General features: G+C 63.8%; 15 protein-coding genes and 1 other RNA gene. 8 read left to right on the forward strand and 8 right to left on the reverse strand.

Translation table 11 applies throughout. From position 1 onward, the window contains the following. Nucleotides 1-13: 13 nt before the first annotated feature. Both WG900_RS13040 and WG900_RS13045 read right to left on the reverse strand, forming a co-directional pair. Entirely contained in the window at nt 14-1450 is a 1437-nt protein-coding gene (locus tag WG900_RS13040; RefSeq protein WP_339967670.1) for an aromatic ring-hydroxylating oxygenase subunit alpha, read from the reverse strand. Between the two features lie 11 nt (nt 1451-1461). Then, nucleotides 1462-3291 (reverse strand): flavin-containing monooxygenase, encoded by a 1830-nt coding sequence (locus tag WG900_RS13045; RefSeq protein ID WP_339967671.1) that lies wholly within the window; start codon nt 3289-3291, stop codon nt 1462-1464. A 244-nt stretch (nt 3292-3535) separates the two neighbouring features. Between WG900_RS13045 and WG900_RS13050 the strand changes: the two genes are divergently transcribed. From WG900_RS13050 to WG900_RS13065, 4 genes are read left to right on the forward strand one after another with little or no spacing between them, the layout of a single operon-like run. Continuing rightward, on the forward strand, nt 3536-3901 hold the full coding sequence (locus tag WG900_RS13050) for a hypothetical protein (RefSeq protein ID WP_339967672.1): 366 nt from the start codon (nt 3536-3538) through the stop codon (nt 3899-3901). Then, a complete protein-coding gene (locus WG900_RS13055; protein ID WP_339967673.1) occupies nt 3901-4725 on the forward strand; it encodes an SDR family NAD(P)-dependent oxidoreductase in 825 nt (274 codons plus the stop codon). Before WG900_RS13050 ends, WG900_RS13055 begins: the two co-directional genes overlap by 1 nt. After that, on the forward strand, nt 4725-5882 hold the full coding sequence (locus WG900_RS13060; RefSeq protein WP_339967675.1) for an LLM class flavin-dependent oxidoreductase: 1158 nt from the start codon (nt 4725-4727) through the stop codon (nt 5880-5882). The genes WG900_RS13055 and WG900_RS13060 overlap by 1 nt, the downstream gene beginning before the upstream one ends. Continuing rightward, nucleotides 5879-6721, forward strand: coding sequence for an alpha/beta hydrolase fold domain-containing protein (locus tag WG900_RS13065; protein WP_339967676.1), 843 nt, complete (start codon nt 5879-5881; stop codon nt 6719-6721). Before WG900_RS13060 ends, WG900_RS13065 begins: the two co-directional genes overlap by 4 nt. On the opposite strand, the gene mtgA is transcribed toward WG900_RS13065, so the two are convergent. The 3 genes from mtgA to WG900_RS13080 all read right to left on the reverse strand — a co-directional run bounded on the left by mtgA (nt 6712) and on the right by WG900_RS13080 (nt 9519). Continuing rightward, entirely contained in the window at nt 6712-7437 is a 726-nt protein-coding gene (gene mtgA / locus WG900_RS13070) for a monofunctional biosynthetic peptidoglycan transglycosylase (RefSeq protein WP_339967677.1), read from the reverse strand. The genes WG900_RS13065 and mtgA overlap by 10 nt on opposite strands. 102 nt (nt 7438-7539) lie before the next feature. Continuing rightward, nucleotides 7540-8466, reverse strand: a complete 927-nt coding sequence (gene rpoH / locus WG900_RS13075) for an RNA polymerase sigma factor RpoH (protein ID WP_339967678.1) — start codon at nt 8464-8466, stop codon at nt 7540-7542. 105 nt (nt 8467-8571) lie between these two features. Next, nucleotides 8572-9519, reverse strand: a complete 948-nt coding sequence (locus tag WG900_RS13080; RefSeq protein WP_339967679.1) for an RluA family pseudouridine synthase — start codon at nt 9517-9519, stop codon at nt 8572-8574. Nucleotides 9520-9522: 3 nt separating this feature from the next. On the opposite strand from WG900_RS13080, the gene WG900_RS13085 reads away from it, so the two are divergent. The 3 genes from WG900_RS13085 to WG900_RS13095 are packed head-to-tail and all read left to right on the forward strand — an operon-like array spanning nt 9523 to nt 11321. After that, a complete protein-coding gene (locus WG900_RS13085) occupies nt 9523-9930 on the forward strand; it encodes a M67 family metallopeptidase (protein ID WP_339967680.1) in 408 nt (135 codons plus the stop codon). A gap of 31 nt (nt 9931-9961) precedes the next feature. Next, the gene (locus WG900_RS13090; RefSeq protein ID WP_339967681.1) at nt 9962-10603 is read left to right on the forward strand and encodes a histidine phosphotransferase family protein; all 642 of its coding nucleotides are present in this window, start codon (nt 9962-9964) and stop codon (nt 10601-10603) included. A 13-nt stretch (nt 10604-10616) separates the two neighbouring features. Next, complete coding sequence (locus WG900_RS13095; RefSeq protein WP_339967682.1) at nt 10617-11321, forward strand: N-acetylmuramoyl-L-alanine amidase; 705 nt, start codon at nt 10617-10619, stop codon at nt 11319-11321. A gap of 27 nt (nt 11322-11348) precedes the next feature. Here the strand turns inward: WG900_RS13095 and WG900_RS13100 are convergent, their stop codons facing one another. Continuing rightward, nucleotides 11349-11747, reverse strand: a complete 399-nt coding sequence (locus WG900_RS13100) for a hypothetical protein (RefSeq protein ID WP_339967683.1) — start codon at nt 11745-11747, stop codon at nt 11349-11351. A gap of 491 nt (nt 11748-12238) precedes the next feature. Here WG900_RS13100 and rnpB point away from each other — a divergent pair. Then, nucleotides 12239-12659: RNase P RNA component class A (gene rnpB / locus WG900_RS13105), an RNA gene on the forward strand. A gap of 157 nt (nt 12660-12816) precedes the next feature. On the opposite strand, the gene WG900_RS13110 is transcribed toward rnpB, so the two are convergent. After that, a complete protein-coding gene (locus WG900_RS13110; RefSeq protein WP_339967684.1) occupies nt 12817-14196 on the reverse strand; it encodes an efflux transporter outer membrane subunit in 1380 nt (459 codons plus the stop codon). Next, nucleotides 14193-17363 carry a multidrug efflux RND transporter permease subunit gene (locus WG900_RS13115; RefSeq protein ID WP_339967685.1) on the reverse strand — a complete coding sequence of 1057 codons (3171 nt, stop codon included), beginning with the start codon at nt 17361-17363 and terminating at the stop codon, nt 14193-14195. Before WG900_RS13115 ends, WG900_RS13110 begins: the two co-directional genes overlap by 4 nt. Between the last annotated feature and the right edge of the window lie 2 nt (nt 17364-17365).

Here is a 17365-nt window from a genome sequence, read left to right on the forward strand (position 1 = left end):
CCTTCGCGGGAACTCAGTTGCTGTCGAAAAGCGGCTTGGGCGCGCCGCGGCCTTCAAGCATTCGCGCGAGGTTGCGGTGGAGGTTGATCACCTTCTGCTCCTGATGCGGATTGGGCAGGGTGCCGCGGAAGCCCGAGCTTTTCATGCCCTTCTGGACGAATTCCATGTTGGAAAAGTCCTGCTCCAGAACCGATCCCCAGTTCTCCGCCGTCGGCTTGGCATAGACCCATTCGGTCTGCGGCTCTTCGCCTTCGGGGAAGCGTTCGAGCGCGTAACTCTCGAACACGCACTTGTTGGGATCGTCGCCGTAAGGGCGCACGCGGTAGCAGAGGGCAAAGGTTACGCCGTGGAGGATGTTCTGGTTTGGCCAGAGCCCCCAGGCGAGGCCGGCTTCGGCCATGACATCGCCGGGAATCTCAGGCCAGATCACGCCGCGCTTGGCATCGTCTGCCTTGGCCGAGGCCATCCAGTGCGCGATGACTTCCTGCGCCGGTGTGCCTTCGGGCAGTTCCTCGACGAGGCGGCTGGCGGCGTTGACCAGCGTTTCGGTGCTGGCGGAGAAGTTCACCGTCTCGTAGTTCTCGCGGATCAGTTCATAGGTCGAACGGCGCGGATCGTCGCCCTTGCCGGCGCGGGTAGTGCCGCTCGCCTCGTTCATCTGGAAGTCGACGTCGCGGGTGTCGTAGCTCGATACAGAATGCCAGCCGTACTGCTTCGACATGGCGTAATAGTTGCCATAGGCGAGCAGCTGCGTGTGGGTGCCGGCAACGTGGTAGGGCTCAAGGAAGGCCTCGATCGCGGTCTTCCAGTTGCACGGATAGATCGCCCACTGCCGCCACTTGTAGCGCATTTTCGCGAGGTCGAAGTGGCTCAGGATCTCGCCCGCGCGGCCCATGAAGCTTTCCAGCGTCTCGCTGTCCGGGTCCATGTTGATATAGATATAGCCGCCCCATGTGCCGACCTTGACGGTCGACAGGCAGGTCAGTTCGGCGGTCAGCCGGTTCTGCCAGTCCTGCGGGTCGAGGATGTAGGTGTTCTGCCCTTCCGTGTTGAAGGTCCAGCCGTGGAAGCCGCAGATGAAATTCTTGCGGTTCTTGCCGCGCACCGAATGAACCGGCTGGTCGCTCTTGCTGTTAAGGCCGGGCAAGTGGTCCGGCACCGAGACGAGCTGGCGGCCACGGTGCGGGCAGACGTTGTGGAAGGCGCGGAACGCCTCGCCGCTGTCGCCTGTCGCAACGCGCACGACGATCACCGATTCATCGGCAACGTTGTAGGTCAGCCAGTCGCCCACGTCGGGCAGGTCTTCCAGCCGCTCGACCATCTGCCAGACCTTGGGCCACAGCAGCCGCTTTTCGGCCTCGAGATATTCGGGGCTGAGGAAGGCCTCGTTGCCGTAGGTCGCCAGAACCTCGCGGTCCATATCCTCGTCGGTGATCACGCGGTCGGTCATGTCCATCCTCCTCAGCGCAGTTCCATGCCTTTGAACTGGCCCTCATCGCGCCAGCCCTCGATCAGCCCCCGCCATGCATCCCAGCCGTGACCATAGGCGCGGAACAGCGACCACGGCGCGTCCTTTTGCCCTTCGTTCGAGAAGTAGCTCGGCGTGCATTCGGCCTGGAAGGCGGACACGTCGATCTCGATCTCGGCGAAGTGGTTGCAATAGGCTTCCATGCCTTCCTTCGTGGTCTCTGCAACGGCCAGACTGCGCCGCTTTGTCTCGCCGATGATCCAGGCTGCGTGTTCTGCCTGCCGGCCGAACTGCTCGGTAACCGACCCGTTGAGGCCGCCCTGGATGTAGCCGATGAAGTACATGTTCGGGAAACCGTTGGTCGTCACGCCGTGCAGCGTCTTCGCGCCGCGCCGCCAGTGATCGTAGAGCGAGGCGCCGTTGCGGCCATCGACAGCATCGAAGCCCCAGCGGCGTTCCAGCTCGCTCGACACTTCAAAGCCCGATGCGAAGATGATGCAATCAACCTCGTATTCGACGCCGTCCTGGATGAAGCCCTTCTCGGTGATTTCCTGAAGGCCCTGCGTGTTCGACGTATCGACCAGCGTCACGTTGGGCTGGTTGAACGCGGGATAGAACGTATCGCTGGAGAGCGGGCGCTTGCACAGGAAGCGGTAGTAAGGCTTAAGCTTTTCGGCCAGATCCGGGTCGCTGATCAGCTCGTCGGCACGGCGGCGGAAGCGTTCCATGATCTGGTAATCGACGACTTCGCGCTTGGCCATGAACTCTTCGGGCGAAAGCTCGGGCCAGCCCTCTTCTGCCATCTGGGCGAACAGGTTGCGGTTGAGTTCGGTCCAGAAATCGCAGACCAGATCAGGCTCGCCGGGCTTGGGCATTTCCATCGCGTGGCGCTGGAAATTGGCGATGCGTTCCTGCTGCCAGCCGGGTTCGAGGCTGGCGATCCAGTCGGGATCGGTCGGCGGGTTGGGGCGGGTATCGACGCACGAAGGGGTGCGCTGCACGACGTAGAGGTGCTTGGCGCTCTTGGCGAGGAACGGCACGGCCTGGATCGCCGTGGCACCGGTGCCGACGATGGCAACGCGCTTGTCAGCCAGCTTGTCGAGCACCGGATTGTCGCACGAACCGCCGGTGTAATCGTATTCCCAGCGGCTGGTGTGGAACATCTTGCCCTTGAACTTGGCGATGCCGTTGATCCCTGGCAGCTTGGGCATGTTGAGCACGCCGCAGGCCATGACCACGTGGCGGGCGAGGATTTCATCGCCGCGGTCCGTCGCCACGCGCCAGCGCTGGATCGAATCGTCCCAGCGCAGCGAAGTGATCAGGGTGTGGAACAGGGCCTTGTCGGCAAATCCGTATTTCTCGGCGATGAGACGGATATAACCCATGATCTCCGGCCCCGGCGCGAACCGGCGCGAGGGCATGAAGCCGGTTTCTTCCAGCAGCGGCAGGTAGCAGTAGCTTTCGTTGTCGCACTGGATGCCCGGGTAGCGGTTCCAGTACCACACGCCGCCAAAGTCGCCCGCGTGGTCTATGTTGCGGAAATTGGTGACGCCCTGCTGCGTCAGGTAATAGCTGGCCATGACCCCGCCGAAGCCGGCGCCGAGAACGGCGACGTCAAGCTCTTCGCTCACCGGATCGCGCGGGGCGACCGACATGTGCGGATCGGTGTTGTACAGGTCGTGCAACTGACCCGGGCCATCGTGGATGTACTGCCCGCCCAGCTTGGAATTCAGGCGCTTGTCCCGCTCGGCATAATACTTTGCGCGCAGGGCCGGAATATCGAGTTCATCGGCCGACGGCACATCGGTGGGCTTGCAGTCCATGGTATCTCCCGGGCCCTTTTTGCGGCCTGTTTATAATCAACAGTGTTGTTCACTAAGGCGCTGCGGCCAGATTCGCAAGGTGCGAAGTTTCGCCAACTTGGCAAGCGGCTATGCGCCGCAAGTCTGCGCCCCGGCGATGCCTTTGGGTCAAGGTGTCTGGACGCGCTGCAATGCGGTTTGGCTCTGGCCAGCGCGGGCCGATCGCGTCAGTTTCTCAGGCAGACACAAGCGTGGGAGAGACGCGATGGCCAAGGTGATCGTCATGCACGATGCCGCAACCCCCTGGGAAGAGGTGCGGCCCGACTGGCAGGCGAAGTATGCGGACGGCGATGCCGGGCTGCGCTTCAAGCGCCTGCTCAGCCACGGCCCCGGCATGCCCAACATGCAGCGCACCGAATATCGCCCCCACCACCACGAACCGCCGCACAGCCACCCTGAGGACGAAGTGCTTTTCGTCCTGTCGGGCGCGCTGTTCCACGGGCGCGAAAAACTCGGCTTTGGCGATGCGATCTATGTCGCGAAGGATACCACCTACAGCCTGCGAACCGAGGACGAGGGGGCGAGTTTCGTCCGCGTCGGTTTCGGCGATCTTTCGGGAGGACTTGCCTGATGTCCATTGCCATAGACCTGACCGGCAAGGTCATCCTCATCTGCGGCGCGGCGCGCGGCGGCATCGGCGGCGCGACCGCGCGGCAGGCCTCGGCTGCGGGGGCGAGCGTTATCGTGCTCGATTACGATCAGGCCCTGGTGGACGAAACGGCAGCGGAAATCCGGGCCTCGGGCGGCGATGCGCAGGCGCTGGTCTGTGACCTAACCGATCCGGCAGCCACCGATGGCCTGATCGAGCGTATCTTCGCCCGCCACGGCCGGCTGGACGGCGTTGTCAATGTTGCCGGCGGCACGCGCGAGGACGAATGGCGGCCACTCGATGAAACCCCGCTCGAATCGTTCCGGGCAACGCTCAACCTCAACCTCGAATATGTGTTTCGCATCTGCCGCGATGCCGCCAAGGCGTGGATCGACCGCGACCTGCCCGGGGCGCTGGTCAACATCGGGTCGGTCTCGTCGCTCACCTCCGCGCCGTGGCACGGGCCTTACGGCGCGGCGAAGGCTGGCATCTCCGCGCTCACCCGCACGATGGCCAACGAGTGGGGCGAATTCGGCATTCGCGCCAACACGGTCAATCCGGGAGGCGTTCTGTCGGAACGGGTGCGGGTGCGCATCCCGCCGGCGAATGTCGATACGGGCAGCAGCAACGTGGTCTTCGTCAGCACCGACGAGATGGCCTGGCCGATCGTCTTCCTGCTGTCGGACCTAGCCGCGGGCATCTCGGGCCAGACCCTGACCATCGACCGCGCGCTCTCAACCAAGTTCTGCGCCGGTGCCCGCAAATCGCGCAAGGAAGTTGCCGCTCAACAGCAGGGATCACGCTGATGGAACTGGGACTGCTCTACGAATTCGAAGCGCCGCAACCTTGGGCGAAGCCGCACCCGTGGGGCCAGCGCGAGGCCGAGCGCAAGGGCTATCACGACGCCATCGAACAGATCGTGTTGGCCGACCAGAAGGGCTTTTCGACCGTGTGGTGCGTGGAGCATCACTTCCGCGAAGGGCGCAGCCACATGCCCTGTTCGGAGGCCGTGCTCGGCGCGCTCAGCCAGATCACCAAGGACATCAGGCTCGGGTTTGGCGTGACGCTCATGCCGCACGAATTCATCCACCCGGCGCGCGTCGCGGAGAAGGTCGCGACGGTCGACGTGCTCAGCCGGGGGCGGGTCGAATGGGGTATCGGCCGATCGACGCCGATGGAGCAGACGGCCTTCGGCGTCGACATTCAGCGCTCAAAGGAAAAGATGCTGGCAGCGGCGCGGACCGTGGTCGGCATGTGGGAGAAAGAGTATTATTCGGAGGATTCCGAGTTCCTCAAGTTCCCGCCGCGCATGGTCACGCCCAAGCCATGGCAAGACCCGCACCCGCCGGTCTGGCTCGCCGCATCAAGCCATGAAAGCGCGCGGTTTGCGGGCGAGAATGGCCTCGGCCTGCTGTGCTTCTCGATCATGACCCCGCTCGACAAGCTGGCCGAGATTCTCGCTGTCTACAAAGAAGGCCAGAGCCGCGCCAAGCCGCTGACCGGCGTGCACACCAACAAGGTGGGCACCTATACTTTGGTCCACTGCGCCCGCTCGCGCGCCGATTTCGAGGCGAACAAGCTGTGGGAATCGATGTGGTGGTGGTACACGACGGTTGCCGAATTCCTGCTCAAGTGGGAGCTGAACCTGTTGCCGCCCGAAGCGCAGGACAAGGCTTTTCCGCTGCTGAAAAAGCAGGCCGACGGCGACTTCGACATCACCCAGTTCGACAAGGAAGACATGGTCATCGTCGGCACGCCCGAGGAATGCCTCACCAAGTTCCTTCGCTATGAGGAGGCCGGCGTCGATCAGGTGCTGTGCTATGTCAATTTCGGCCATCTGACGCATGAAGCGGTGAGGGAATCGATCGGCCTGCTGGGCGATTACGTGATCCCGGAACTGAAGAAAGCCGGTGCCTCGCGGATGGCGCGCAGCCTTGAGGCGTCGGTTCAGGCGGCGAAGTGAACGGCCTGCCGCCCGAGCGTACGGGCTTCCCGGCGCCGGCGGAAATCACAGCCCTGCGCGCCGGGGCGGAGGCGGCCTGCGCGAGTGGCAAGTGGGCGACGCGGCGGCCGGTGGCGGTGCTGCGACTTGGTGGCTGCGAAGTACTGCGGGTAGCTCCACTTGGCACAGTGCGCGGGCGCGTGCTGCATTTTCACGGCGGCGGTTACCGGCTTGGTATGCCCGAAATGGACTGCCCCTTTGGCGAAGCACTGGCCGACGCCTGCGGTGTCGAAGTGCTGCTGCCGCGCTATCGGCTGGCCCCTGAACATCCGTTTCCGGCTGGGCTGTACGACGGACTTGCCGCCTTTGACGCCATGCCGGCAAACGTGGCGCGCCTGATATCGGGCGCTTCGGCGGGCGGAGGCATTGCCGCTGCAATCCCCTCGCTGCGGAGCGGAAAGTCCGCCGGTCTGATTCTCCATTCGGCCTGGCTCGACCTGTCGGTCACTGCGCTGAGCTATGATGCCAATGCGGAGTGCGACCCGCTGTTCTCGCGCACTTCGGCGGAGGCTGCCGCCGCGCTTTACCTTCAGGGCGCGGACCCGGCACATCCACTGGCCTCGCCGTTGCTCGCCGATCCGGCGGCCTTCCCGCCCACGCTGATCTCTGTCGGATCAGGCGAAGTGCTGATCGATGATGCCAGGTCGATGGCGGCGCGGCTGGGAGGCAAGGCGCGGTTGCTTGAGGTTTCGGGAATGGACCATGTCGCCGTGACGCGAGATGCCGAAGCCCCCGGCGCAGTGGGGGTGTTCGCTGCAACCTGCGCGTTTATCGAAGAACGAATCGCTGCTCAGTCATAGACACAGCCATCATAATCGCTCGTCTTGATCACCGACGTGCGCGCCGCGATGGTGTTGCCGTGGCGGCGGGTGAAGCCGCCGGGATCGACGACGTCGCGCTTCTTCGGGCTGGGGAGCGCCGCAGCAATCCGCGCCGCCTCGATCCGGCTGAGCCTTGCCGCAGAGTGCTTGTAATAGCGCTGCGCCCCGGCCTCCACTCCGTAAGTGCCGATGCCGGTTTCGGCGACGTTGAGGTAGACCTCCATGATCCGCCGCTTGCCCCAGATGTTCTCGATCAGCACGGTGAACCATGCCTCCAGACCCTTGCGGAACAGGCCGCCGCCTTGCCACAGGAAGACGTTCTTCGCGGTCTGCTGGCTGATCGTCGAGCCGCCGCGCACGCGCTTGCTGCGCTGGTTGCGCTCCCACGCCTTCTGCATCGCCTCGGTATCGAAACCGTTGTGCGTGCAGAACTTGCCGTCCTCCCCGGCGATCACCGCGGCGACCATGTTGCGGTCGATCCGGCTGAGCGGGGTCCAGTCCTTCTCGAAGCCGCGCGGGTCCATGACCATGGTCGCGGTGACCGGCACCGGCATCCATTTGAACAGGATCACCAGACCAAGGCTGATCATCACGAACCAGATGAAGCCGCGCGCCACCCACCAGGAGAAGCGATAGAGCCAGCCACGATTCGGGCCGGGACGGGGCAGGCTGGGCAGACGCAGGCGGCGCTTCATCGCGCGATCCTAACGGGCATGGCAGCTTGCTGGCAATGACTTGATAAGGAAAAGCCCGCCCGCGCGGGTGCGCAGGCGGGCCTTCCGGTATTTAAGTCGGGATCAGGCAGCGATCAGGTGCTTTTCGCCGGCGATCCTCAGCATGGCCTTCTGCAGCTTTTCGAAGGCGCGCACCTCGATCTGGCGGACGCGTTCGCGGCTGACGTTGTAGGTCTGCGAGAGTTCCTCAAGCGTCTTGGGTTCGTCGATCAGGCGGCGCTCGGTGAGGATATGCTTTTCCCGGTCGTTGAGGCTGTCCATCGCTTCGAGCAGCAGGGCATGGCGGAAGCCCGCTTCCTGCGCTTCGGCGACAGTTTCGTCCTGCAGCGGGCCTTCATCGGCCAACACGTCCTGCCACTGGCCTTCGCCTTCCTCGTTGAGGCTGACGTTGAGGCTAGCATCGCCGCCCATCATCATGCGGCGGTTCATGTTGACCACCTCATGCTCGGACACGCCAAGCTTGGTGGCGATCAGCTTCAGGTGATCGGGGTGAAGATCCGAATCCTCATAGGCGTCGAGGTTCTTCTTCATCCGGCGCAGGTTGAAGAACAGCTTCTTCTGCGCCGCCGTGGTGCCCATCTTGACGAGCGACCAGCTGCGCAGGATGAATTCCTGGATCGAGGCCTTGATCCACCACATCGCATAGGTCGCCAGACGGAACCCCCGATCGGGCTCGAACTTCTTGACGCCCTGCATCAGGCCGATGTTGCCTTCGGAAATGAGTTCGGACACCGGCAGGCCATAGCCGCGATAGCCCATGGCGATCTTCGCCACGAGTCGCAGGTGGCTGGTAACCAGCTGCTTGGCCGCTTCGGGGTCCTGATGTTCCGCATAACGCTTGGCGAGCATATATTCCGTTTCCGGCGTCAGCATGGGGAACTTCTTGATTTCGCTGAGATACCTGTTGAGGCTCGCCTCACCACCCAGAGCAGGCATGGTAGTCGGCGTAGCAGGCAGGTTACCCTGCGGGGTGCTGTCAAAGTCGGACATCGTCTTCAATCGTCCTTTCACTGTCGGCTTGCCCATTGGAGACCCTTTCTAGGCATCCCCGCGCGGCAGCCACGGGAACTGTCATAGCAAATTACGGCGAAAAAATCATCTTAATTCGACCAACAGCGCCTCCATATCGGCGGGTAACAAGCTGGAAAACCGCACGGTCTGGCCAGTCACCGGGTGTTCGAAGCCCAGAATGGCGGCGTGGAGCGCTTGCCTGCGAAAACCGATTCGCTCCAACAACGCGCGTAAGGGGGCGGGGTTCCTGCCGTACACCGGATCACCCAATAACGAATGACCGATGGACGCCATGTGAACGCGGACCTGGTGGGTTCTCCCGGTTTCCAGCCGGCACTCCACCATGGCGGAGTGCCCCAGCATTTCCAGCACCTTGTAATGGGTGACCGCATGCTTGCCGCGCAGATCCTTTTCGTGGAGCACGGCCATCTTCTTGCGGTCATGCGTCGAACGGCCAAGATGGGTGGCGATCGTGCCTTCCAGCACCTTCGGACGACCGCCGACCAGCGCAATGTAAGCGCGTTCGATCGAATGGTCGGCGAACTGGCGAGCCAGCCCTTCGTGCGCCGCATTGGTCTTGGCGACGACGAGCAGCCCTGAGGTATCCTTGTCGATGCGGTGGACGATGCCGGGCCGCGCTACGCCGCCGATGCCCGACAGCTGCCCCTGGCAATGGTGGAGCAGCGCATTGACCAGCGTGCCATCCAGATTCCCGGCGGCGGGATGGACGACCAGCCCGGCGGGCTTGTCGATCACGATCAGGTGTTCGTCCTCGAACACGATGTTCAGCGGAATATCCTGCGCCTGCGCTTCCGAAGCGGCCACGGCAGGGACGCGGATGGTCCATTCCGCGCCTTCAGCCGCCTTGAGCGAGCCCTGGCTGGCGACCTTGCCGGCAAGGTCCACCCGCCCTTCGCCCATCAGTGTCTTGATGCGTTCGCGCGACAGCCCGGTGGCGGAGCTGAGCGCCTTGTCGAGCCGCTCGCCGCCATTGGCGATAATGCCTTGCAGAACTGACTCGACGTCCCCCATGTCATGCAGATGGGAACCGACCTCGTCGTGACAAGTGGCGCAATTGCCACAGTTCTCGAATTTGCAGCGCGCGAACACCCGCGCGAGGCTTGCGGGCTGCTGCTAGGGCGCGCCGGCTTTATCGAACGCGCACAGCTTTGCGCCAACGTGGCCACCAATCCGCTGCGCCACTTCGAGATCGATCCCGCCGCGCTGATCGCCGCCCACCGCGCCGAACGCGCCGGGGGAGAGGCGCTGATCGGCTACTGGCATTCGCACCCCGAAGGCCATCCGCTGCCCTCTGGGACCGACTGCCAGCACGCCAGCGGTGATGGCCGCGTCTGGGCCATCGCAGCCGGGGGAGAGGTGACATTCTGGCGTGACGCGTCGGGGGGCTTCGAAGCGCTTTCCACGCGAGTCTCAGGGATGTAAGGGAGGTCTCAAGGGTTTACAGGGACCGCACATGACCATTTCCGCCATCGATCTTGCTTCCATGCTCTGTTCGCGGCTGTGCCACGACATGCTCAGCCCGGTGGGCGCGCTGTCGAACGGGTTGGAACTCCTCGCCGAGGAACGCGACGGCGAAATGCGCAAGCGTATCGTCGAGCTGCTCGAACAGAGCGCCAAGACCAGCGCCGACAAACTGAAGTTCTTCCGGCTCGCCTTCGGTGCGGCGGGCGGCTTTGGTGAAATGGTGCCGGTGGCCGAACCGCGCGCGCTGGTCGAAGGGCTGGTAAGCAACAACGAACGCATCACCTTGCAATGGAATGTCGCGGCCGAAGCGCTGCCCAAGCCGGCGGTCAAGGTGCTGCTCAACCTTTCGCTGTTCGGCATGGAAGCGCTGGTGCGCGGCGGCACGCTGGAAGTCGGGGCCGAACTCAACGACGGCGCGAGCGAGATCGTCGTGCGCGCCACCGGGCAGCGCATCGCCTTTGACGAGACGGTGGGCAAGGCGCTCGAAGGATCGCTGCCGGAGGAACACCTCTCGTCCCGCACGGCCCCTGCCGCGCTGATTCAGGCGGTGGCGCAGGAACTGGGCGGCGGCGTGCAATATGCACTGAGCGACGGGGCGCTGGTGCTCGGCGCCGTGCTTCCCGGAGCCTGAACGGTTGGGCTCGATGCGCGACTGGCTGGTGCACCGGCAGGTGCCTTCGCCCAATTTCAACGCGCGCGAATTGCCCGTCACGATGATCGTGCTGCACTACACCGGGATGCAGAGCGCCGATGAGGCGCTCGAGCGGCTGTGCAGCGAGGAAGCCGGCGTTTCCGCGCACTACCTGATCGACGAGGGCGGTCTGGTGACCCAGATGGTCGCCGAGGAAAACCGCGCCTGGCACGCCGGCAAGAGCTATTGGCGCGGGATCACCGATGTCAATTCGGCCAGCATCGGCATCGAACTGGTCAATCCGGGGCATGAATTCGGCTACCGCGATTTCCCCGAAGCCCAGATCGAGGCGCTGCTGCCGCTGCTCTCCGACATCAAGAAGCGCCACGGCGTCTCGCGCTCGAACGTGGTCGGCCATTCGGACATTGCCCCGGCGCGCAAGGCCGATCCGGGCGAACTGTTCCCGTGGGAACGGCTGGCGCGGCACAAACTCGCCATCCCCGCCCCCCGCCCGTCGCTGCGGCTGGTGTTCGATAATGACGGGGCGTTTTATCTGGCGCTCGAGCGGTTCGGCTATGACATCACCGATGGCCCGGCGGCGGTGAGAGCCTTCGAGCGGCGCTGGCGGCCCGAGCGGATTACCGGCGAGATTGATGGCGAGATTTCGGCGCTGTTGTTTGAGCTGCTGCTCCAGCGGGATGCGGGGAAGGCGAGGTAGCGTGAGGCAAGGGCCGGAAAGCGGACCTTAGTCCTGCACTCGAAACGGATGCATCGGATTACACCTGATGAATCCGTCCACCTCGCGCAATCGATCAGGATAGGGTTCCACCTCTCGCCAGCCGGTGTTCGGAAAGAAGCGATAACCTGCAAGCCACAGCGTCTCGACCTTTTTCCATTGCTCTTTGTCGGACATTTTTGGGGCTTTGAACGCCCGACCCATGAAATGGGCATATTTGCCGCATTGAGGACATACTGCGGCGCTGTCTTCGGAAAGCTTCCATGATTTGCGACAGGCGAAGCACGCATGCGCCGTCAGGTAATCGGGACCTCGGTGTAGGGGCGGGACGCGGGGCTCGGGAATTGAGCGATTGCCCAGTTGCTTGCGTATTTCCATTCGCTCGGCTTTGGTGGGCGGTAGAGTCATATGAATGAAGATGCCGAATCCCGCAATGTCTGCAATGGGCCTGGGTGCGGACCTACTGGACCTCAAGCCGTTCAAGCCAAGCTTTAGCCAATCGGGGTTCACCCAGTTGGTTTGAATCGCCTCTGCCGCGCGCCGCTTCAAACTCATCGTGAAGTGCATAGGATGGCTCGCCCAATCGCTGTCTCAACGCATTAACGCTCGCAGCTGTATCCCTGAGATCGTCCAGAGCACCGCTGCTCTGATTACATCCGAGATGGTCGTTCTGACCGAACAGGCCCTATTCGCCTTCAGCGCACTTCTGGAGAGCGTCACGGAGTTTGGAACGATACTCGGCTTCCATTCGGTCTAGTTGCTGTGAACGTCGTTCAGCCTTGCCCACTCGCCGAGTATACCTGCGTGCGATCAGTCCGCAATGTTGTCGTCAGCAGACAAACCGCCCCAAAACCCCAAATCCTTGCTTGTCCCCCCGCCATCCCCTACATCCCGACCCGCCAGGGGGCCGGGCAGCCGCGTCGTTAGCTTGCTAGCGCCGAGGAAAGTCCGGGCTCCACGAAACAAGGATGGCGGGTAACGCCCGCCGGACGAGTCAGCTTGCTGGCGAAGTCCAGGGAAAGTGCCACAGAGAGCAGACCGCCTCGATGTATTTCGAGGTAAGGGTGAAAGGGTGCGGTAAGAGCGCACCGGGGGGCTGGTAACAGAACCCGCATGGTAAACCCCATCCGGAGCAAGACCGAATAGGGGCGGCGCGTCAGCTCGCAAGAACTGGCAGATGTGTTTCGCATCGACCGCCCGGGTTGGTTGCTTGAGCGTTCCGGCAACGGTTCGCCTAGAGGAATGGCTGCCAGTGAGGATACGGTCTCGATTGGGATACCGTCCGCACTACAGAACCCGGCTTACAGGCCCCCTGGCGTTTTATTTGGTCCTGATCTGCCGCCGCCATTTGCTGGCCCGAACCCCAACCCCGCTCATCCTGAGCTTGTCGAAGGATGTTGCGCAACAGTCGGGCGGGGTGCCAGCACCCTTCGACAGGCTCAGGGTGAGCGGGTGTGGGAAGCTGGACCGCGCCGCCTTAAAGCGACCCATCACCCCCGACCGCGCGATAAAGCGCCACGCGGTTGCTCGCGGCAAGCTGCTTGGTCCGCACCAGCGTCCGACCGGCGTTATAGCTGGCAAGGCGGGCGGTCAGGTCTTGCAGGTAATTGTCGATCCCGCCGCGATAGCGCATTTCGGCCAGCCGCAGATTGTCGTTCGCGGCGAAGCTGCCGGCCTTGGATGCGCCCAGTTGGGCATCGATCGTGCCGCGCCGCGCGAGGACATCGGCGACATCGGCAAAGGCGGTCTGGATCGCCTTGCGATAGCCTGCGAGCGAGGCATCGCGCTGGGCCTCGCTCACCCGGACATTGGCCTTGCCCGCGCCGCCCGAGAAGATCGAATAGCCGGCATTGGCTCCCGCCGACCAGGTGAAATTGCCGCCCGAAAACAGCCCGCCAAGCGCGTTGGAGGCAAGGCCGAGCACGCTTGTGAGGCTGATGCGCGGAAACAGCGCCGCCCGCGCCGCGCCGATCTGGGCATTGGCGGCGCGCAGCTGCCATTCCGCCTCGACCACGTCGGGCCGGCGCAGCAAGACTTCGGAACTCAGCCCGGCGGACACTTCGGCAATCCGGCCAGAGGCATCGTCAATCGAGAGCGGCAGGTTCTCACTCGCCACCTCCGCGCCCACCAGCAACCGCAGCGCGTTGAGATCCTGCGCCACCAGCGTCGTCTGGTTGGCGACATCGGCCTCGGCCGTGGTCAGCGCAATCTCGGCCTGCCGCACGTCGGACAGCGGGGCGATGCCGCCCTTGTAGCGCAGATCGGCAATCCGCCGGCTCTCGCGCGAGGCGGCGGCGGTGTCCCTGGCCAGCGCCAGCAGGCTGGAGTCGGCACCATAGGCAAGCCATGCCTCGGCCACGTCGGCGACCAGCACCAGCTTGGTCGCCCGGGCGGCGCTTTCGCTGGCGAGGTAGCGGTTCTTCGCGGCATCGCCCAGCGACTTGATGCGGCCGAACAGGTCGATCTCGTAACCGGTGATGGAAAGCTCGGCCCGCGCCTGCGTGGAAGCCCCCGAACCATTGTCGCTACGCGACAGGCCGGCCCCGGCATCAAGCGTGGGGAGCAGCTCGGCGCGCTGGACCTGATATTGCGACCGGGCCAACGCGATGTTGGCAGCGGCGATCTGGACGTCCTGATTGTTGGACAAGGCCTGCGCGATCACCGCCTGCAATCGCGGGTCGGTGAACACGGTGCGCCACTGATAGTCGGGCAGCGCCGCCTCGCTCTGGCGAAGATAGGCGTCGCCGACGGGCCAGGTGGGAGGCACGGTCGTTGCAGGGCGGTTGTAAGCCGGTTGCAAAGAGCAGCCCGCCAGCGCGGTAATCGCCAGCAGCGAGGCGCAATGGCGCAGGATCATTGTTGCACCTCGTCGCTCGGCCCATCGTATTTCTTGCGCAGACCGCCCACGCCATCACGCGTCACCCGGCGAACCATGACGAAGAACAACGGGATATAGAGCACGGCCAGCACCGTCGCCGTCAACATCCCGCCGATCACCGCCGTACCGATGGCAATGCGGCTGTTCGCCCCGGCTCCGCTGGCAATCGCGAGCGGCAGGACGCCGAAAATGAAGGCGGCGCTGGTCATCAGGATCGGCCGCAGCCGGACCCTTGCGGCTTCCAGCGCGGCGTCGATAATGCGCTTGCCCTTCTTCACTTCCTGTTCGGCAAATTCGATCATCAGGATGGCGTTCTTCGCCGCCAGCCCCATCGTGGTCAGCAGGCCGATCTGCATATAGACATCGTTCTGCAGGCCCCGCACCGTCACCGCCAGGATCGCGCCGATCAAGCCGAGCGGGATCACCAGCAGCACCGCGAGCGGCACCGTCCAGCTCTCGTAAAGTGCAGCAAGACAAAGGAAAACCACCAGCAGCGACAGCGCGTAAAGGATCGGCGCCTGTCCGGAAGACAGCCGCTCCTGATAGGAAATGCCCGACCAATCGAGCGAAACGCCGCTGAACCCGTCGACGATTTTCTGGATCGCATCCATCGCCTCGCCCGACGAAGCCCCCGGCGCGGCCTGCCCGTTGAGCGAGTAGTTCGACACGCCGTTGAACCGGCCAAGCGAGGTTGGCGCGACATCCCACGAGATCGTCGAGAAGGCGGAAAACGGCACCATCTGGCCCGACGATCCGCGCACCTGCCACTGCGCCATGTCTTCCGGCTTGGCCCGGTACTGCGCATCGCCTTGGACATAGACCCGCTTGACCCGGCCGCGGTCGATGAAATCGTTGACGTAGCGCCCGCCCCAGGCCGCCGACAGCGTGGTGGTGACATCGCTCTGCGTCAGGCCGAGAACCGCCAGTTTCTGCGTATCGATATCGATCTTGAGCGTCGGCTGATCGGGCAGCGAGCCAAGGCGGACATTGGCCAGCGCCGGGTCCTTGCGCGCAGCTTCGACAATGTCATCCTGAACCTTCTGGAACTCCGCGCGGGACAGCCCGCCCGAATTGAGCAGTTCGCCCGAGAAGCCCGATGACTGGCCGAGCCCGCGAACTGAAGCGGGGACGGTGGCGAAGAATTCCACGTCGCGCAGGCCCGACAGCGCCTGAGTGGCACGGCGGGCGATAGCATCCGCCACGTTTTCGGCACCTTTGCGATCATCCCAGTCAGCCAATGCCATGTAACCGCGCCCGTTGTTCTGGCCGCCCGCGCCCTGTCCGCCACCGCCGGCCACGACCATCAGCGCGTCGATGTTCTTGCCCTCGGTTTCGCGCAGGGTCTTTTCGATCTCAAGTTGGGCGGCGCGGGTCCGTTCGATCGTGGCGCCAGCGGGCAGCTGGAACTGGATCTGGATCATCCCCTGATCCTCGTTGGGCAGGAACCCGGTCGGCAGGCGCAGGAACAATAGTCCCATGGCTACGACGATACCGGCGAAGACCCCCAGCCACAGCCGCTTGTGTTCAACCACCTTGACCGCACGGACATGGTACCAGCTCACCAGCCTGGCGAAATCGCGATCGAACCAGGTCCGCATCCGGGCCAGATTGCGGCCGACGAAACCGTCCTTGTCCTCGTCCTCGTGGCGTTTCAGCAGTGTTGAGGTCAGCGCCGGGCTGAGGATCAGGGCAACGCCGACTGACAGCGCCATGGCAACGACGATGGTCAGCGAGAACTGGCGGTAGATCACGCCCGTTGAGCCGCCGAAAAACGCCATCGGCAGGAACACGGCGGAGAGCACCAGCGCGATGGCGACCAGCGCGGTGCTGATCTCGCGCATGGATTCGATCGTCGCCTCGCGCGGGGTCATGCCCGGGTTTTCGGCCATCAGGCGCTCGACATTTTCGACCACGACAATGGCATCGTCGACCAGCAGGCCGATTGCCAACACCATGCCGAACAGGGTCAGCGTGTTGATGGTGAATCCGGCCAGCGCCATGAAGGCAAAGGTGCCGAGCAGCACGACCGGCACGGCGATCGCCGGGATCAGGGTGGCGCGCCAGCTCTGCAGGAAGACGAAGATGACGATGACCACGAGCGCCACCGCCTCAAACAGGGTGATGACCACGTCCTCGATCGACTTCTCGATAAAGATGGTCGAATCTTGCGGGAAATCGGCGACATAGCCTTCCGGGAAATCGGCCGAGCGGCGCGCGACTTCGGCCTTGACGCGCGCGGCGGTGGACAGCGCGTCGGCCCCGGGGGAGAGGCTGACCGACAGACCCGAGCCGGGATGGCCGTTGAGCCGGCTGGTCACGCCGTAATTCTCGGCCCCCAGTTCGATCCGCGCGACATCGCGCAGCGAGACGATCGAGCCGTCGGGCAGCGTCTTGACCACGATCTTGGCGAATTGTTCAGGCGTCTGCAGGCGGGACTGCGCGGTAATCGTGGCGTTGAGCATCTGCCCAGGCGGCGAAGGCGTGCCGCCCACTTCGCCGGCGGTAACCTCGGCATTCTGCGTGTTGATCGCGGATATGACATCGCCCGGAATCAAGGAAAACCCGGCGAGACGGGCGGGGTCGAGCCAGACCCGCATCGCATATTGCGTGCCGAACATCTGCGTTTCACCGACGCCTTCGATCCGCCCGATGGCATCCTGCAGGTTGGTCACCATGTAGTCGGCAACGTCGATATTGGTCGACCGGTCAGTCGTGTCGGACATGCCGACAATCATCAGGAAGTCGGGGTTGGACTTGGTGACGGTCACGCCCTGCTGCTGGACCTGCTGCGGCAGGCGGCTGAGCGCTTGCTGGACCTTGTTCTGCACTTGAACCTGGGCAATGTCGGGATCGGTGCCCTTTTCGAAGGTCGCCGAAATGTTGACCGACCCGCGCGCGCTGGACGTCGAGCTGAAATAGAGCAGGCCGTCGATCCCGGTGAGTTGCTGCTCGATGATCTGGGTGACGCTGGATTCCAGAGTGACCGCCGAAGCGCCGGGATAGTTGGCGCGGATGTTGACTTGCGGCGGGGCAATGTCGGGGAATTGCTCGACCGGCAGGGTGTACAGGCTGATCCCGCCAATCAGCATGGTGATGATGGCAATGACCCAGGCGAAAATCGGCCGGTCGATGAAGATCCGCGACATGC

It is taken from the genome of Novosphingobium aquae (genome assembly GCF_037572715.1).
GTDB classification, from domain to species: Bacteria; Pseudomonadota; Alphaproteobacteria; order Sphingomonadales; family Sphingomonadaceae; genus Novosphingobium; species Novosphingobium aquae.

What these genes read in the sequence shown, in the direction of transcription:
- WG900_RS13090 (WP_339967681.1), top strand. Translation starts at nt 9,962, where the DNA reads ATGACCATTTCCGCCATCGATCTTGCTTCCATGCTCTGTTCGCGGCTG.
- WG900_RS13045 (WP_339967671.1), bottom strand. Translation starts at nt 3,291, where the DNA reads ATGGACTGCAAGCCCACCGATGTGCCGTCGGCCGATGAACTCGATATT.
- WG900_RS13050 (WP_339967672.1), top strand. Translation starts at nt 3,536, where the DNA reads ATGGCCAAGGTGATCGTCATGCACGATGCCGCAACCCCCTGGGAAGAG.
- WG900_RS13080 (WP_339967679.1), bottom strand. Translation starts at nt 9,519, where the DNA reads ATGGGGGACGTCGAGTCAGTTCTGCAAGGCATTATCGCCAATGGCGGC.
- WG900_RS13085 (WP_339967680.1), top strand. Translation starts at nt 9,523, where the DNA reads ATGCAGATGGGAACCGACCTCGTCGTGACAAGTGGCGCAATTGCCACA.
- WG900_RS13100 (WP_339967683.1), bottom strand. Translation starts at nt 11,747, where the DNA reads ATGACTCTACCGCCCACCAAAGCCGAGCGAATGGAAATACGCAAGCAA.
- WG900_RS13115 (WP_339967685.1), bottom strand. Translation starts at nt 17,363, where the DNA reads ATGTCGCGGATCTTCATCGACCGGCCGATTTTCGCCTGGGTCATTGCC.
- WG900_RS13040 (WP_339967670.1), bottom strand. Translation starts at nt 1,450, where the DNA reads ATGACCGACCGCGTGATCACCGACGAGGATATGGACCGCGAGGTTCTG.
- WG900_RS13055 (WP_339967673.1), top strand. Translation starts at nt 3,901, where the DNA reads ATGTCCATTGCCATAGACCTGACCGGCAAGGTCATCCTCATCTGCGGC.
- WG900_RS13060 (WP_339967675.1), top strand. Translation starts at nt 4,725, where the DNA reads ATGGAACTGGGACTGCTCTACGAATTCGAAGCGCCGCAACCTTGGGCG.
- WG900_RS13095 (WP_339967682.1), top strand. Translation starts at nt 10,617, where the DNA reads ATGCGCGACTGGCTGGTGCACCGGCAGGTGCCTTCGCCCAATTTCAAC.
- WG900_RS13110 (WP_339967684.1), bottom strand. Translation starts at nt 14,196, where the DNA reads ATGATCCTGCGCCATTGCGCCTCGCTGCTGGCGATTACCGCGCTGGCG.
- mtgA (WP_339967677.1), bottom strand. Translation starts at nt 7,437, where the DNA reads ATGAAGCGCCGCCTGCGTCTGCCCAGCCTGCCCCGTCCCGGCCCGAAT.
- rpoH (WP_339967678.1), bottom strand. Translation starts at nt 8,466, where the DNA reads ATGTCCGACTTTGACAGCACCCCGCAGGGTAACCTGCCTGCTACGCCG.